This window comes from Arthrobacter monumenti (assembly GCF_054511255.1).
Genome location: NZ_JBTNCY010000007.1, coordinates 240,995 through 256,015 on the forward strand (window position 1 = coordinate 240,995; position 15,021 = coordinate 256,015).

At 65.2% G+C, this 15,021-nt stretch carries 13 protein-coding genes; 4 read left to right on the plus strand and 9 right to left on the minus strand.

Going from position 1 to position 15,021, the window contains the following annotated elements; genetic code table 11:
* Positions 1-83: 83 nt before the first annotated feature.
* Together ACX80B_RS12505 and ACX80B_RS12510 are read left to right on the plus strand one after the other, a co-directional pair.
* A complete protein-coding gene (locus ACX80B_RS12505) occupies positions 84-1,412 on the plus strand; it encodes a carboxylesterase family protein (RefSeq protein WP_459296572.1) in 1,329 nt (442 codons plus the stop codon).
* Between the two features lie 40 nt (positions 1,413-1,452).
* Positions 1,453-1,632 carry a PspC domain-containing protein gene (locus ACX80B_RS12510; protein ID WP_459296574.1) on the plus strand — a complete coding sequence of 60 codons (180 nt, stop codon included), beginning with the start codon at positions 1,453-1,455 and terminating at the stop codon, positions 1,630-1,632.
* A gap of 21 nt (positions 1,633-1,653) precedes the next feature.
* On the opposite strand, the gene ACX80B_RS12515 is transcribed toward ACX80B_RS12510, so the two are convergent.
* From ACX80B_RS12515 to ACX80B_RS12525, 3 genes are all read right to left on the minus strand, one after another.
* Positions 1,654-2,391, minus strand: a complete 738-nt coding sequence (locus ACX80B_RS12515) for a class I SAM-dependent methyltransferase (protein WP_459296576.1) — start codon at positions 2,389-2,391, stop codon at positions 1,654-1,656.
* Positions 2,392-2,470: 79 nt separating this feature from the next.
* Positions 2,471-2,950, minus strand: coding sequence for a DUF3817 domain-containing protein (locus ACX80B_RS12520; protein WP_459296578.1), 480 nt, complete (start codon positions 2,948-2,950; stop codon positions 2,471-2,473).
* Positions 2,947-3,795 (minus strand): SURF1 family protein, encoded by an 849-nt coding sequence (locus ACX80B_RS12525; RefSeq protein WP_459296580.1) that lies wholly within the window; start codon positions 3,793-3,795, stop codon positions 2,947-2,949. The genes ACX80B_RS12520 and ACX80B_RS12525 overlap by 4 nt, the downstream gene beginning before the upstream one ends.
* A gap of 151 nt (positions 3,796-3,946) precedes the next feature.
* On the opposite strand from ACX80B_RS12525, the gene ACX80B_RS12530 reads away from it, so the two are divergent.
* Positions 3,947-5,749: an ABC transporter ATP-binding protein gene (locus ACX80B_RS12530; RefSeq protein ID WP_459296582.1), complete on the plus strand. Its 1,803-nt coding sequence runs from the start codon at positions 3,947-3,949 to the stop codon at positions 5,747-5,749.
* 100 nt (positions 5,750-5,849) lie between these two features.
* On the plus strand, positions 5,850-7,532 hold the full coding sequence (locus ACX80B_RS12535) for an ABC transporter ATP-binding protein (protein WP_459296749.1): 1,683 nt from the start codon (positions 5,850-5,852) through the stop codon (positions 7,530-7,532).
* 88 nt (positions 7,533-7,620) lie between these two features.
* On the opposite strand, the gene ACX80B_RS12540 is transcribed toward ACX80B_RS12535, so the two are convergent.
* From ACX80B_RS12540 to ACX80B_RS12565, 6 genes are all read right to left on the minus strand, one after another.
* A complete protein-coding gene (locus ACX80B_RS12540; protein ID WP_459296751.1) occupies positions 7,621-8,112 on the minus strand; it encodes a PTS sugar transporter subunit IIA in 492 nt (163 codons plus the stop codon).
* A 2-nt stretch (positions 8,113-8,114) separates the two neighbouring features.
* The gene (locus tag ACX80B_RS12545; protein ID WP_459296584.1) at positions 8,115-9,851 is read right to left on the minus strand and encodes a glycerol-3-phosphate dehydrogenase/oxidase; all 1,737 of its coding nucleotides are present in this window, start codon (positions 9,849-9,851) and stop codon (positions 8,115-8,117) included.
* 82 nt (positions 9,852-9,933) lie between these two features.
* The gene (locus ACX80B_RS12550) at positions 9,934-11,073 is read right to left on the minus strand and encodes a GuaB3 family IMP dehydrogenase-related protein (RefSeq protein WP_459296586.1); all 1,140 of its coding nucleotides are present in this window, start codon (positions 11,071-11,073) and stop codon (positions 9,934-9,936) included.
* 70 nt (positions 11,074-11,143) lie between these two features.
* On the minus strand, positions 11,144-12,685 hold the full coding sequence (gene guaB, locus ACX80B_RS12555) for an IMP dehydrogenase (protein ID WP_459296588.1): 1,542 nt from the start codon (positions 12,683-12,685) through the stop codon (positions 11,144-11,146).
* Between the two features lie 175 nt (positions 12,686-12,860).
* Positions 12,861-13,763 (minus strand): NUDIX domain-containing protein, encoded by a 903-nt coding sequence (locus ACX80B_RS12560; protein ID WP_459296590.1) that lies wholly within the window; start codon positions 13,761-13,763, stop codon positions 12,861-12,863.
* Complete coding sequence (locus ACX80B_RS12565) at positions 13,760-15,001, minus strand: MFS transporter (protein WP_459296592.1); 1,242 nt, start codon at positions 14,999-15,001, stop codon at positions 13,760-13,762. The genes ACX80B_RS12560 and ACX80B_RS12565 overlap by 4 nt, the downstream gene beginning before the upstream one ends.
* Between the last annotated feature and the right edge of the window lie 20 nt (positions 15,002-15,021).

Below are 15,021 nucleotides of genomic sequence, written 5' to 3' on the forward strand. Positions count from 1 at the left end.
GGCGGCCATTGGAGGGAGGACAATGGTGTCGGCGTCATTCCTCACGGCTGCCTCGACATTCCGCCCGAACGATGGAGACCACCTTGACGGCAACCGTCGATGGGCCAACATTCGCACCGCCGTGCGGGCCGGTTCAGGGCTGGGCCGACGGCGGCGTCATCCGTGTCACCGGGATTCCCTATGCGACGGCGGAGCGCTTCCAGCAGCCGGTTCCCGCCGCCGACCGGAGTGAAGTGTTTGCGGCGACAAGCTGGTCCCCGGCCTGCCCGCAAAACGAGACCCGCCTGACGGAATACATGCTTGGCGGCGGCCCCGAAAGCCTGCAACAGGACGAGAACTGCCAGCGTCTGTCCATCACCATGCCAGCCGGCACACGACCCGGGGACCGGCTGCCGGTAATGGTGTGGATCCATGGCGGTTCCTACGTCGCGGGTGCCGGTGATATGCCCCTGACGGATCCGATCCGGCTTGTGAAGGAGCAGCGCGTCGTCGTCGTCTCCATCACGTACCGGCTCGGTCTTTTCGGTTACCTCGGTGGTGATGGTCGGCCGGCGAACCTTGGGCTTCTCGATCAGGCCGAGGCCTTCCGGTGGGTGCTGCGCAACATAGACGCCTTCGGTGGCGACGGCGGCAATGTCACCGCGTTTGGGCAGTCAGCCGGCGGAGATGCCATCCTGCACCTCCTCGCAGCTGCGAAGGGCGAACGCCTTTTCCATAAGGCGATTGTGCAGAGCGCGCCATTAGGCATCGCCCGCGGACGGCAGCGGATGACGGCCGCGATGCTGCGTGCAGCCCGGGACCTCGATCCGGCTCTCCCCGCTTCTGCGGTCCTCGAGCTTGAACGGAACGTCATCCGCGCCGGGGCGCGGCACGGCCTGCGTTCCACCATGCCGTTTGGCATCCAGTACGGACATCCACCGCTCCCCGACGAAGCCGAGGTCGAAGCCGCCTGGGACGCCGCGGTCGATGTGCCGCTGCTGATCGGCACCACCGCACAAGAGACCCGGTTCTTCGTTCCGGCGGTCCCACTACTCCACTCCGTCTCCCGGATTCCGCTTCTGGGCAACGCCCTCATCGCGGCATTAACCGGAATCCTGTCGCACATCGTCTACGGCGCAGGAGCGGACCGATTCGCGCGCCGCCATGCCCGCGGTGGTGGTTCCGCCCACCGGTACACCATTACCTGGTCGGCGCCCGGCAACAGTTTCGGCAGCCCACACACCATCGACCTGCCGCTCCTGCTCGGCGACGAAGACGTCTGGCGGGATGCGCCGCTCCTTAGCGGCGCGACCTGGAAACAGGTGGACCAGGCGGGCAAAGCAGTCCGCATGGTGTGGGCCGACTTCGCCCGTGGCAGCGCCCTGCCGGACCGCATGATCATCCCGGGAATCCTGCGAATAAAGCGCAGGTGAAACCGCCAATTAGGCCGCTGCCGCTGGTAAAGTGTCGGCCATGGCTTCTACTTTGGTCCGCCCCCGCGATGGCAAGTTAATCGCCGGTGTCTGCGCTGCCCTCGCCAACCGCTTTGGTATTTCGAAGGCGCTCGTCCGTATCGGATTCGTCATTTTCGGATTGGTTGGTGTCGGGGAACTCGCCTACATCGTGCTGTGGATTGTCATCCCCAAGGCCTGATTCCACTCAAGCAGCTTTCACTTAGACCGCCCGGGCAATGACGAGGAATTCGCCGTCTCCGGCGCCGACTGGTTCGCGCTTCCAGCCGCCATAAATATGGTCGACGGCGAATCCCTGATCCGGAAGGGAACGACGCAGTTCTTCCTCCGTACGGAAACGAAGCGTGGATGAGCTGAGCAGATCCCGTCCGTCCGAAAAACGATAGTGATGGTCAAAGTCCACGATCCGGCCCTGAACCTGCGTGACCTCGGTCCAAATATCGACTTCGGTTCCGTCCGGCAGCACGATTTGATGGCTGGAATCCTTCCGATTCCACTGCTCCCATTTACGGTCCTTCGGATCGCGGGAATCGAAGATCAGCCGCCCGCCTGGGACGAGAGCACGCCTCAGGTCAGCGAGGACTTCTGCCCATTCGGAGTCGGCGACAAGGAACTGCGCCACATGGCTGGTCATGACCACCGCGTCGAAATCCAGCGTTGAAGCGTCATTGGACAAGCCGACTATCCAGGTGACATTGTCTGCACCTGGTTTCTGTCGGGCCGCAGCGATCGATGCGCCGGCGGGATCTATTCCCGTCACGGCATGCCCTGCACCGGCCAACCCCAATGTCAGACGCCCGGTTCCGCATCCGAAGTCGAGCACGCGCGCGGCGGGCGTTTCACCGACCGTGTCGAGGAAAAAGTCGTCGTCGCGGGACCACAGACATTCGACGTCGTACACGGCTACGAGGCTGGGGTGATTGAATTCTCCGTTGCGCACTCCCTCAGGCTAGTTGGTGACGCGCCCCCATCAGGCCAGCGGGTCGCCCTCCGCTCAGGTTAGCGGGTCGCCTTACCCCTCAGTAGCGTGCTGATGCCTCCGGATGCGCTGCGAGCTCGGCCTCGACTTCGCGGTGCATGCGCTTCTCAACAATGAAGGACAGCAGCGGAACGACGCCGCCGAGCGCGATCAGGATGAACTTCCCGAAGGGCCAGCGCATCAGCGACCAGAGACGGAAGTCCGCGATCAGATAGACCACGTACATCCAGCCGTGCACAATCAGTACCGCAGTGGAGAGGTTGAACCCGCCGGTGATGGTCTGTTCCACGACGTCGTTGAAACCGAGGATGACGGATTCGCCGGTCTCGACGCTGGTGCCCCCGGCGATAATGTCCGAACCGAATCCGTATTTCGCGATCATCTCGACGACGACCAGCAGCAGCATCACACCGGTGGCGTAGGCCAGGACCTTATAGAAACCGAGCGCCGAGCGGATCTGCTGCTCGGTTCCGCCGAAACGGCGCTTCTTCGGCCGTTGCTTCTGGCTGGGTTCACTCACTGGGTTACCTCACTGGTTGGGGTTCGGGCCGGGTGACCGGAACCGGTTGGTCGGTCGCTGTCGTCGTCGTACTCATCTTCTTCCAGTCCGCGGCGGTAGTCGTCGGCGACCAGCCGCCACCAAAGGAAAAAGGCGAAGCCGCCGAAGATAAACCATTCGATGGCGTAGAAGATGTTGAGCCAGTTCACCGGCGTATCCTGCGGCTGGGCCGAAACCTGGATTTCCTCCAGCACGTTTCCGCCCGACGCGGCACCCGCCGGCGTTCCACCCGCGAGCGTTTCGTCCGCGACGACGAAACCGGAGTAGCTGGCGACATCCCAGATGTTGATCAGTTCGGAGATGGAGAGGCTCGGCAGCGGGCTGCCCTTCGCCTCGTCCACGATCGGCGCCTCTGTGGGCAACAACCGTCCGGTCAGCTCGAGCTCACCACCCGGAGCCTGCCCGGCCTGCGCGGACTCCTCGATCCAGCCGCGGGCGACGGGAATCACGGGATTCGCGCCGCCGCCCTTGCCTTCCAGCGCCGGCGCGCCGTCGACGGCGAATGCTGTCACCACCCAGTATCCGGTCTCGTCGTCCTGCAGCCGGCCCTCCACCAGGACCTGTTTGTCCGTGAGGTAATGGCCTGACATCGCGACCATCTGGTCAGCGGCGCCAGCGAGCATAGGGGTGCCGGGTTCGAAGACCTCTGTCAGCGGTTTCACCTGCTCGGTGGACGAGGGCCGTGGCGGGGCAACATCCTGGGCGCTGGAGAACTGCCACTGACTTAAAAGCACAAACACTGTGGACAGCACCAACGCCAAAAACAGCGCGGCGATCCAACGGGGTTTGAGGGCGGTTTTCAGCACAGGTTAACGGTACTTCGTACCTGTGTAGAAATCCCAATGCTGGCGGTTCATGCCAACCCCGAAGTCCGGTTCCGGACAAGTCATTGAATTTTCCCAATTACTTTACCGGAAAGCCCCACAGAAGCCTCAATAAGTAATAGGATTTATCCTTGTGCGCACGTTCCCCTACCCCGGCGCCGGCACCCCCGATCTGCGTTCACCGAACCGGTATCTGTGGTGGCTGGCACGGCAGCAAAAAGGCACGCTGACCCTCAGCGTGCTGCTGGAGTCTGCGTGGATGCTTTCTCAAGCCCTGATTCCGTTCGTCATCGGCCGGGCCATCGACACCGGGATTGTCACCGGTTCCTGGGACCAGCTTGTGTGGTGGGTGTGGGTGCTCGTCTTCTTGACCGCCGTCCAGGCCGCCGCCTCCGTCCTCGGCCACCGCGCGTCGGTCAGCAACTGGATGCAGGCCACGTACCGGTCGTCGCAGTTGGTGGGGCACAAAGTCACATACACCGGCGACGCCGTCCCACGGAAGTTCTCCACCGGAGAGGTGGTCTCCACCGGCGCCTCCGATGCCCAGCGACTCGGCGAGATTTACGTCGTCGTCACCCGGCTTTTCGGTGCGGTGGTGGCATACTTTGCCGTGTCGGTGCTCGTTTCCATCATCTCGCTGACCCTTGGTTTGCTGGTCTTTTTCGGCGTCCCGCTGGCCTGTCTGGCGCTGTTGTTCGTGATCCGCCCGCTGCAGGAACGCCAGAGCCAGCAACGTGAGGCGGCCGGGAAGATGACCGCCGTCGGCGCCGATACGGTCGCCGGCCTGCGTGTGTTGCGCGGCATTGGCGGCGAACACATTTTCGTAAACCGTTACCGTGGGCGCTCCGCCGTCACCCGGGACACCGGAACGCGGGTGGCCTTCTCGCTGGCCGACCTCGCCGCCGCCCAGGTCTTCATCGCGGGCGCTTTCGGCGTGCTGTTCGTCTGGCTCGGCGCCAACATGGTGCTCTCCGGCAGCATCGAACCCGGTCAACTGGTCGCGCTGTTCGGCTACTCAATCTTCCTGGTCGGGCCCATCCGCATCGCCGCCGATGCCGTCTCCCGCTTCATCCGCGCCCGGGTCGGAGCAGGCCGGATCATCGGCGTCATGACCACTGAGCCGGATGTCGACGACGCCGGCACGACGCCCGCTCCCCCGGCCGGCAGCGTCCTGGTCGATACCACTTCATCGGTCACCATCGCCCCCGGAATTATGACGGCGGTCGTCTCCTCGGACCCCGCCGCATCGGCCCGGCTCGCGCACCGGCTGGGACGGTTCGACGACGACGTCCTCCACGCGGCTCCGGTGTACTGGGGCGGCACGCTGCTGCACGAGATCCCGCTGGACGAGATCCGGCGTCGTATTGTTGTCAGCGGCGCGGATCCGGAGCTGTTCACCGGTGCCCTGCGCGACGAGCTCGATCCACTCACCAAGCACAGCGACCGGTCCATCCGCGCCACATTGGAAGCCGCGAGCGCCACCGACATTCTCGAAGGGTTGGACGGCGGTCTGGATCATCAGGTGGCTGAAAAGGGCCGCAGTTTTTCCGGCGGGCAACGCCAGCGCCTGGCCCTGACCCGCGCCCTGCTGACCGAAGCGGAAACGCTCGTCCTGGTCGAACCCACCAGCGCCGTCGATGCCCACACCGAGGCGCGGATCGCACAGCGGCTGCACGGGGCGCGCGATCACCAGCAGAGTGATGGCTCAGTGTCCGACGGCGGCGGGAAGTCCGACGGCGGTCGGCTGCCTGATGGCGGTCGGTTGCCTGATGGCGGTCAGCGCACCACCGTGATCGTTACCGCCAGCCCGCTGATGCTCGGCGCGATGGACAGGGTCATCTTCCTCGACGGAGAAACCTTCCGCGCCGAGGGAACCCACCAGGAATTGCTGGCCTCTTATCCTGACTACCGAAGGGTGGTGATCCGCAGTGAGTGAGGATACGACCGTGCGCACCGACGCTCCGGCCGAATCCGTCGTGGACGGTAAGCTGCCGGTCGCTGACGGCTCACAGGTTAAGACGGAAGCCGTGCGGTTGATGCGCCAGCACCGGGGCGGTCTTGGCCGCGTCGTCGGGCTTTACGTGCTCGCCGCGATCGCCGGCCTCGCTGGGCCCTTCCTGCTGGGACGCATGGTGGACGCCGTCGTCGTCGGCACAACGTCGACGCACATCATGTGGGTTGCCCTGACCCTGCTGGGATTCATCACCGCGCAGGCAATACTGACCCGGTTTGCCACCAAATCCGGCATGGTGCTGGGCGAGCAGGTCTTCGCCCAGCTCCGCGAGGACTTCATGGAACAGGTCACGTCACTGCCGCTGTCGACGGTCGAGAAAGCCGGCACCGGCGACCTGGTTTCCCGCACGACCAACGACGTCGAAGCCGTTTCCCACACGGTTCGTTTCGGCGTTCCGCAGGTGCTGGTCTCGGTGGCCCAGATCGTCTTCACGGTGCTGGCCGCCGTCCTGACCTCGCCAATCCTTGCGCTGGCCCTGCTGATTGGCGTGCCGCTGCTGATCCCGGCCACCCGTTGGTATCTTAAGCGCGCCACCGCCGGGTATCTGCGCGAACGGGAAAGCTACGCCGTCTTCAATGGCGCCCTGACCGAGACGGTTGAAGGTGCCCGCACGGTCGACGCGCTCAGCCTCGGTGCGCGCAGGCGCCGGCGGATCGACGAGTCCATCGACGGCAGCTACAAGGCCGAGCGGTACACCCTGCGGCTGCGGACGGTGTTGTTCCCGTTCGCCGATTTCTCCTTCTGGATTCCGGTCGCCGGGGTCCTGCTTTGGGGCGGCTGGCTGGCCTCGCAGGGGCTGGTGACGCCCGGCGTGATTGCCACCGTCGCGCTCTATGCCGTGCGGCTGATCGACCCGATTGACCTGCTGATCATGTGGATCGACGAGATCCAGGTCGGAGCGTCGTCGCTGGCGCGCATCATCGGGATCAAGAACGTCGCGGCGGACCGGACAGCCACCGATGCCGAGCCGCTGAACGAGGACATCCTGGTCAAGGACGTCCGCTACGCTTACCGTCCCGGGCACGACGTGCTGCACGGCGTGAACCTGGAGCTCAAGCGCGGAGAGCGGCTCGCGATGGTGGGCCCTTCCGGCGCCGGCAAGTCGACGCTGGGCCGCCTGATCGCGGGCATCCACCCGCCGTCGAACGGTTCAGTGACCGTCGGTGGCGTGCCGCTGGTGGACCGGCCCCTGAACGATCTCCGCCGCGAAGTGGCCCTGGTATCGCAAGAGCACCATGTCTTCGTCGGCTCGCTCATCGATAACGTGCGCCTCGGGAAGGACAATGCCAGCGTTGCAGAGATTGAAGCAGCATTGGACGACGTCGGCGCGCTGGATTGGGCGCGGACGTTGCCCGAGGGGCTCGAGACCGAGATCGGTTCCGGCGCGCATAATCTGACGCCTGCCCAGGCGCAGGAACTCGCGCTGGCCCGGTTGATCCTCGCCGATCCGCACACTCTGGTCCTGGACGAGGCGACTTCGCTGATTGACCCGCAGGCCGCCCGGGACCTGGAGCGCTCTCTGAGTGCCGTACTTGAGGGGCGGACCGTCATCGCCATTGCCCACCGCCTGCACACTGCCCATGATGCGGACAGGATTGCCGTGGTCGAGGATGGAAACATCTCCGAACTCGGCTCGCATGATGAATTGCTAGCGGCTGGTGGTTCCTACGCCGCCCTGTGGAGGTCCTGGCGCACCGACGCGTAGCCCTTTGCGGTGACGCCTATCCCCTCACCGGGGATTCGACAACGCCGCCGGGCGGACGGCGCGGAACCGGTCAGCGGTGGAAGACGGCTCAGTGGTTGAAGAACACCAGCGAGGAGTTGATCAGTTCGGCGATGACTTCCTCGTCGTTGGCACGGCGCAGCGATTCGCGGAAGTTTTCCTTGAACAACGAGCGCGCCAGCGTGGACAGCACCTCGAGGTGGACGGAGAACGATTCGGCCGGAGTGGCGATCAGCAGGATCAGGTCCGCCTTGCCGTCGATCGCGCCGAAGTCGATATTGTGGCCGAACCTGGTGATCCCGACGGCGATGCTTGTCTGGCTCACGAACTTGCTGCGGGCGTGCGGAATTCCGACTCCGCCCGGCAGGCCGGTCGCCATCTGGTGCTCGCGGGAATTCACCTGCGCCAGGAAGCCATCCAGGTCGGAGATCCTGCCCTGCTCGTGCATCTTGGCCGCCAGCTGGGCAGCCGCGTCCTCCTTGTCGGTGGCCTCCATTTCGAGGATGACCAGCTCGGGAGTCGTGAGTCCTGCCTCGGACAGTTCCAGAGATCCTTCAGTCATCATCAACGCAGCGGCACGATCTCGTCAACGCCCATCCGCGCGCTGTCCGCGGAGACGTCGTCGGGCTGTTCCTGGCTGAGCCGCTCGGCCTGCACGCGAGCGTTGTAGTGGTTGACCTCGGCCTCAATCTGTTCCTCGCTCCAGCCCAGCACTTCGCCGACCAGCCGTGCGACGACAGGGGCAGCAGACACGCCACGGTCCCACGCCTCGATGGAGATGCGGGTCCGTCTGGTCAGTACGTCATGCACATGGCGGGCGCCTTCGTGGCTGGCGGCATAGACCGCTTCGGCCTGCAGATAATCGTCGGCGCCAGGCAACGGTTCGGCCAGCTCGGGCCTCTGTTCGATCAGTGCCAGCACTTCAGAGGTCATGGACCCGTAACGCTCCAGCAGGTGCTCAATCCGGGCGACATGCACACCCGATTCCTCGGCCGTGCGCGCGCGTCGGTTCCATGCGGCACGGTACCCGACGGCACCGGCCAGCGGGATCGTGTCGGTGCAGCTCGGAGCAACCCGGAAGTCGAGCGCACGCGCGGCTTCGTCCACCGCGTCCTTGGCCATTACCCGGTAGGTGGTGTACTTCCCTCCGGCCACAACCACCAGTCCGGGCACGGGATGGGCGACGACGTGTTCCCGGGAAAGCTTCGCGGTCGAGTCGTTCTCGCCTGCCAGCAGCGGACGCAGACCGGCATAGACGCCCTCAACGTCCTCGCGGGTCAGTGGCCGCTTCAGCACCTTATTGACGTGTTCGAGCACGTAGTCGATGTCCTTCGATGAGGCTGCCGGGTGCGCCTTGTCCAGATGCCAGTCGGTGTCCGTGGTTCCGATGATCCAGTGCCGCCCCCACGGAATGACGAACAGCACGGACTTCTCCGTCCGCAGGATCAAACCAACGGTGGATTGGAAGCGGTCCTTGGGAACCACCAAGTGGATACCCTTCGACGCGCGGACCTTGAGTTGGCCGCGTTCGGTCACCATCGCCTGGGTTTCGTCGGTCCAGACGCCGGTCGCGTTGACCACCTGTTTAGCGCGGATCTCGAACTCGCTGCCGTCTTCCTGGTTTTTCACCCGGGCGCCGACCACGCGTTCGCCCTCACGCAGGAAGTCGACAACGCGCAACCGGTTGGCGGCATGGGCGCCGTACTGGACGGAGGTGCGGACGGCGTCGACCACCAACCGGGCGTCGTCGACTTTCGCATCGTAGTAGCGGATAGCACCGACGAAGGCGTCGTCCTTCAGACTTGGTGCTGACCGCAGCATCGCCCGCCGGGTGAGGTGTTTGTGCATCGGTACGCCGCGGCTGTTGCCCGAGGTGATGCCGAGCGTGTCATAGAGCAGAATTCCGGCGCCGACGTAGGGCCTTTCCACAAACCGTTTGGTCAGTGGGTAGAGGAACGGCACCGGACGTACCAGGTGCGGGGCGATCCGCTGCAGCAGCAAGCCCCTTTCCTGCAGCGCCTCCTGCACGAGTCCAAAGTCCAGCATCTCGAGGTAGCGCAGGCCGCCATGGATCAGTTTGGAGGAGCGCGACGACGTTCCCGAGGCCCAGTCGCGGGCCTCGACGATGCCTACATTCAGTCCGCGGGTGACGGCGTCCAGGGCCGCTCCGGCACCGACCACGCCGCCGCCGACGATCAGGATGTCCAGTTCCTTGCCGCGTTCCGAAGTCGCCTTGAGTGCAGCCAGGGACTCCTCGCGTTTTTCCGGACTGAGAGCTCCAGTGGCATGCAGTTCAGACATTTAAGACCATCCTCCTAGACCGGGACACGTACCAACCACGATACTTCGTCCGCCTGCCGTTATGTAGATCCTGGCCAAGGCCCTAGCTGTTGGCGATGTACGGTGAGACCACAACTTCGATCCGCTGGAACTCCTTGAGATCCGAATAGCCTGTCGTCGCCATCGTCCGCCGGAGCGCACCCACCAGGTTGGACGTTCCGTTCGTATGGTGGGACGGCCCGAAGAGGACTTCCTCCATCGGTCCAACAGTTTCCAGCCGGACCCGGTCGCCGCGGGGAAGCTGATCGTGGTGTGCCTCCTGGCCCCAGTGCCAGCCTTGCCCCGGTGCTTCCTCGGCGCGGGCCAAGGCGGAACCGAGCATCACGGCGTCGGCGCCCATCGCGAAGGCCTTGATGATCTCGCCACTGGTGCCCAGTCCGCCGTCGGCTATCACGTGGACGTAGCGGCCTCCGGATTCATCCATATAGTCGCGGCGTGCGGCGGCGACGTCGGAAATGGCGCTGGCCATCGGCGAATGGATTCCCAGCGCGCGCCGGGTGGTCGAGGACGCTCCCCCGCCGAAACCGACCAGGACGCCGGCTGCGCCGGTACGCATCAGGTGCAGTGCCGGGGTGTAACCGGCGGCGCCGCCCACGATAACGGGGACATCGAGTTCGTAGATGAACTGCTTGAGGTTCAGCGGTTCGCTCTCTTTGGAAACGTGCTCGGCCGAAACGGTGGTGCCGCGGATGACGAAGACGTCCACGCCGGCGTCGAGCACCGTCTGGTAGTGCTCCTGGGTGCGCTGCGGGGTGAGCGACCCGGCCACCGGGACACCGGCGTCGCGGATTTCGGCCAGCCGGGCGGTGATCAGTTCAGGCTGGATCGGCGCCCGGTAAATCTCCTGCATGCGTTTGGTCGCGGCGGGACTGAAGTGCTCCGCGCTCAGGCCCGCGATCTCATCGAGCATCGGCTCGGGGTCCTCGTAGCGGGTCCACAGGCCCTCGAGATTGAGCACGCCGAGTCCGCCGAGCCGGCCAAAAGCGATAGCAGTTTCGGGCGACATGACGGAATCCATCGGGGCCGCCAGGACGGGTACATCGAACTGGTACGCGTCGATCTGCCAAGACACCGACACGTCTGCTGGGTCCCTGGTCCGGCGTGATGGAACCACCGCCACGTCGTCCAGCGAATACGCGCGGTGTCCCCTTTTGCCACGGCCAATTTCAATCTCGTAAGTCACCGAACCATGCTATCCCACGGGTAACGGCGTGGCCCCTGCAGGACCTGCCCTTTACGTGCCCCTGCAGAACCTATCGGGTGCCGTAGTTTGGCGCTTCGACCGTCATCTGGATGTCATGCGGATGCGATTCCTTCAGCCCCGCCGCGGTGATCCGGACAAACTTGCCCTTGCGCTTCAGGTCGGGAATAGTCGCCCCACCGACATAGAACATGGTCTGGCGCAGTCCACCGATCAGCTGGTGCGACACGGCCGAGAGTGGGCCGCGGTACGGAACCTGTCCTTCGATGCCTTCGGGGATCAGCTTGTCGTCGCCGCTGACGTCGGCTTGGAAGTACCGATCCTTCGAGTAGGAGGTGTTCTTGCCGCGGGTCTGCATCGCTCCGAGCGAACCCATCCCCCGGTAGGTCTTGTACTGCTTGCCGTTAACGAACACGAGTTCACCCGGGCTCTCGTCGCAACCGGCCAGCAGGGAGCCGAGCATCACGGTGTCGGCGCCGGCAACCAGCGCCTTGCCGATGTCGCCCGAATACTGCAGGCCGCCGTCGCCAATCAGTGGAACGCCGGCGGGGATGGCTGCCTTGGCGGATTCGTAGATGGCCGTCACCTGGGGAACGCCGACGCCGGCTACCACGCGGGTGGTGCAGATGGAACCGGGACCAACGCCGACCTTGATGCCGTCCGCACCGGCGTCGATCAGGGCTTGCGCGCCTTCGCGGGTCGCGGCCTGGCCACCGATAATGTCCACATGCTCGGCGGATTTTTCGGCCTTGAGCTTGGCGATCATCTGCAGCACTCCGGAGCTGTGTCCGTTGGCGGTGTCGACGAACAGAGCGTCCACACCGGCGTCGACGAGCGCCATCGCCCGCTCCCAGCCGTCACCAAAGAATCCGATGGCGGCTCCAACCCGGAGCCGGCCCTCATCATCCTTCGTGGCCAGCGGGTACTGCTCGGCTTTAGTGAAGTCCTTGACCGTGATCAGCCCGCGCAGCACGCCGGCGTCGTCGACCAGCGGCAGCTTCTCGATTTTGTGGGTGGCCAGCAGGTCGCTGGCGTCCTCGCGGCTGATCCCGACCTTCCCGGTCACCAGCGGCATCTTGGTCATTACCTGGTGCACCAGGCGGGTGGGAAAATCGCCGTCCGGCACAAAGCGCGTGTCCCGGTTCGTGACGATGCCCAGCAGCTTGCCGCCGTCGTCGACCACGGGCAGGCCGGAGACGCGGTAGTGTCCGCACAGGTCATCGAGTTCGGCCAGCGTGGCGTCCGGGCCGATGGTGACCGGATTGGTGATCATGCCGGATTCGCTGCGCTTGACCCGGTCCACCTGCTCGGCCTGGTCGGCGATGGAAAGATTGCGGTGCACGACGCCGAGACCGCCCTGGCGTGCCATCGCGATGGCCATCCGCGCTTCTGTGACGGTATCCATGGCCGCCGAAAGCAACGGGGTCTGTACGGTGATCCGCTTGGAGATGCGCGACGTGGTGTCCGCGTCACTCGGGATGACGTCGGTGTGGCCGGGCAGCAGCAACACGTCGTCGTACGTCAAACCAACCAGCGCAAACGGATCGTGGTTCTCAGGTTCCCGGGTCTGCTCTTGCTGGGAAAATTGGCTCACAGATACGCCTCTTTCGCGGGGTTTGCTTCGATGGTGGCAAGTCGGCTCGGCACGGGCCTGACGGAGGGTGTATTACCAGTCTAAAACGAATGCGGCCTGCACCCTATTCCGCCTACCACACGTGACGGCGGTCTCCCGGTTCCGCCGCGGCCAGGCAGCCCCCGCCTACTCCCGGCTACTCCCGCCCTTCGAGATGGGACAGCAACCAGCCAGGACCGGCAACCTCGGCACCCAGCTCTTCAACCCGGCTCCGGAGTCCGCGGTCCGCTGTCACCACGTGTACTGTGCAGTCGGCCCGCCTCAGCTGACGGACGGCGTCGACGATGGTTTGATCGCCGTCGCGGTCAGCGGCCACGACCTGCACCCTCCCCTGTTCATCCGCCGCCCCATTGGCCTTGCCTTCGGTGACGACGACGATCTCCGGCCAGATGCGCGCGGCACCGTTCCAGTCGGGCAGCCCATGCAGTGCCACCGAGGACAGGCCATCAATGAGTTTCTGCGCGGCTCCCCGGCGGTCCCGCCACCAGCCGTCCGGCCGGGATCCGACGACGTTGGCACCGTCCACCACGAGCACGACCTTCCTGGTCAACGCCTCGCGCAGCGCCGGCCAGGCGGCGGCAAAACCGGAATGCAGCGGCTTCTGCCCGACCTCGTCCACCGGGACCCATTGAAGCTCGATGCTCTCAGGATCGGAAATGACCGGGTCGAACGGCCGCGTCACCCGGGTGGCGACCGTGGTGTAGGACCAGTAGCCGACGTCGAAAACGGAAGTGAAAAGAATCCGGACCTGCGACGGCGGCACCGCGGCCTCTTCCTCTGCCTCGCGGAGCGCTCCGGTCACAGCATCTTCGCCTTGGTGCAAGGCGCCGCCCGGCAGTCCCCAGGTCCCGCCCTGGTCGCTCCACGTGGCGCGGTGTTGGAGCAGAATGCCCCGGCCGGCATCGTGGACGAGGACGCCGGCGGCCCCGAACCGTCCCCAGAACTTGCCCCGCTCCCCGTCAACCCACGCGTCACCCGGATCACGCGGACCGTGCGGACGCCGCGGCTCGCCGGAAGCCGGTTGGCTGAAGTTCGTCATGACTCCAGAATCTCATGAGCAGGCTTACCAGCCGCACCCTCCACCTGCTCTGCGGACAGGCTTTTCTCCAGCCGGTAGGCGACGAGTGCCGCGAGCGCGCCCATCGCGGCGACCGAAGCCGCCATCGTCCAGGCCGCAGTCGGACCGAAGGCCGCATATGCAAAGCCAAAGCCAAACGGGCCAACCGTTCCGCCAATGTACGTCCCGCTCTGGGTGATGCCGGTGGCCCTGGCCGTAAACGGGTGGGAACGGTGCGAGACGACGTAATGAACCAGACCGTTCCATCCCCAGCCGAAGCCGAAACCGAGCACACAACCGACGGCGAAAGCTGCCGAGTTGCCCCACGCCATAGCCAGCAGGCCCGCACAGCCAACGGCCAGCATCAGTGCCACCGTCGCCATCGATCCGCCGATCCCCCGGTCGGCCGCTATCCCCACCAGCGGCCGCGCCAGGCATCCCGCGGCGCTGCCCAAGCCCAGCAACAATCCCGCCGTACCGATATCAAAACCGGCGTTGGAAGCCGAAATGACGGTAAAGGCACCGAGCGCGTTCGCCTGGGCCGATCCCATCCCGGCGGCTATGGCCGTCGCAATCAAGAATGACTTCAACCTGCGAGGCAGCGGCGCCTTGGCCAGGTCGGAGTTCGTCTTCGAAGCCTCTGTCCGCTGCCGTTTCGGAACGGTGCGGGCCAGCGCAGGAAGGAGTACGACGGCAAACGCCGCCGCAGCGGCAAACGTCCACTCCCAGCCGACCGTCAGGGCGAGGATCGGAACCGAGACGCCCGCGATGAATGTTGCCGCCGGAATCGCTGCCTGTTTAAGGCCAAAGGCGAAGGCACGGTTCCGGGTGGCGACCTCCCGCACGATCAGACCGTTCGAGAGCGGGTGGCTGAGCGCGTTGGCCGCGCCGCCGATGGTCAGCCAGAGGAAAAGCCACGCCCAGTTTGGCGTCGCCAGAGCAATACCCAGCAGCGATACCAGCCCGAAAGCGGTCGACAGCAGCATGCCCTGCCGGGCGCCGAGGCGTTGTGCGGCATAACCGCCGGTGGTCGAAAGCACCGCGGACACCGCCCAGTAGACGGCGACGGCGGCACCGAGGACCGTGGCCGTCATGCCAAGGTCTTCCTCCAACTGGACCGCCAGTCCGCCGACCAGGAACACAGGAAGGACCGCGATCACCGTCGTGAACGCGGCCATGACCGTGGCCCGGACACCGGGACGGTACTTTCGAGCTGCCATTTTGCCTTCCCCGCGCGGGA

Excerpts from the sequence above, each read along its gene's own strand:
- ACX80B_RS12510 (WP_459296574.1), top strand. The coding sequence starts at position 1,453 with ATGGCTTCTACTTTGGTCCGCCCCCGCGATGGCAAGTTAATCGCCGGT.
- ACX80B_RS12535 (WP_459296749.1), top strand. The coding sequence starts at position 5,850 with ATGCGCCAGCACCGGGGCGGTCTTGGCCGCGTCGTCGGGCTTTACGTG.
- ACX80B_RS12540 (WP_459296751.1), bottom strand. The coding sequence starts at position 8,112 with ATGACTGAAGGATCTCTGGAACTGTCCGAGGCAGGACTCACGACTCCC.
- ACX80B_RS12545 (WP_459296584.1), bottom strand. The coding sequence starts at position 9,851 with ATGTCTGAACTGCATGCCACTGGAGCTCTCAGTCCGGAAAAACGCGAG.
- ACX80B_RS12560 (WP_459296590.1), bottom strand. The coding sequence starts at position 13,763 with ATGACGAACTTCAGCCAACCGGCTTCCGGCGAGCCGCGGCGTCCGCAC.
- ACX80B_RS12565 (WP_459296592.1), bottom strand. The coding sequence starts at position 15,001 with ATGGCAGCTCGAAAGTACCGTCCCGGTGTCCGGGCCACGGTCATGGCC.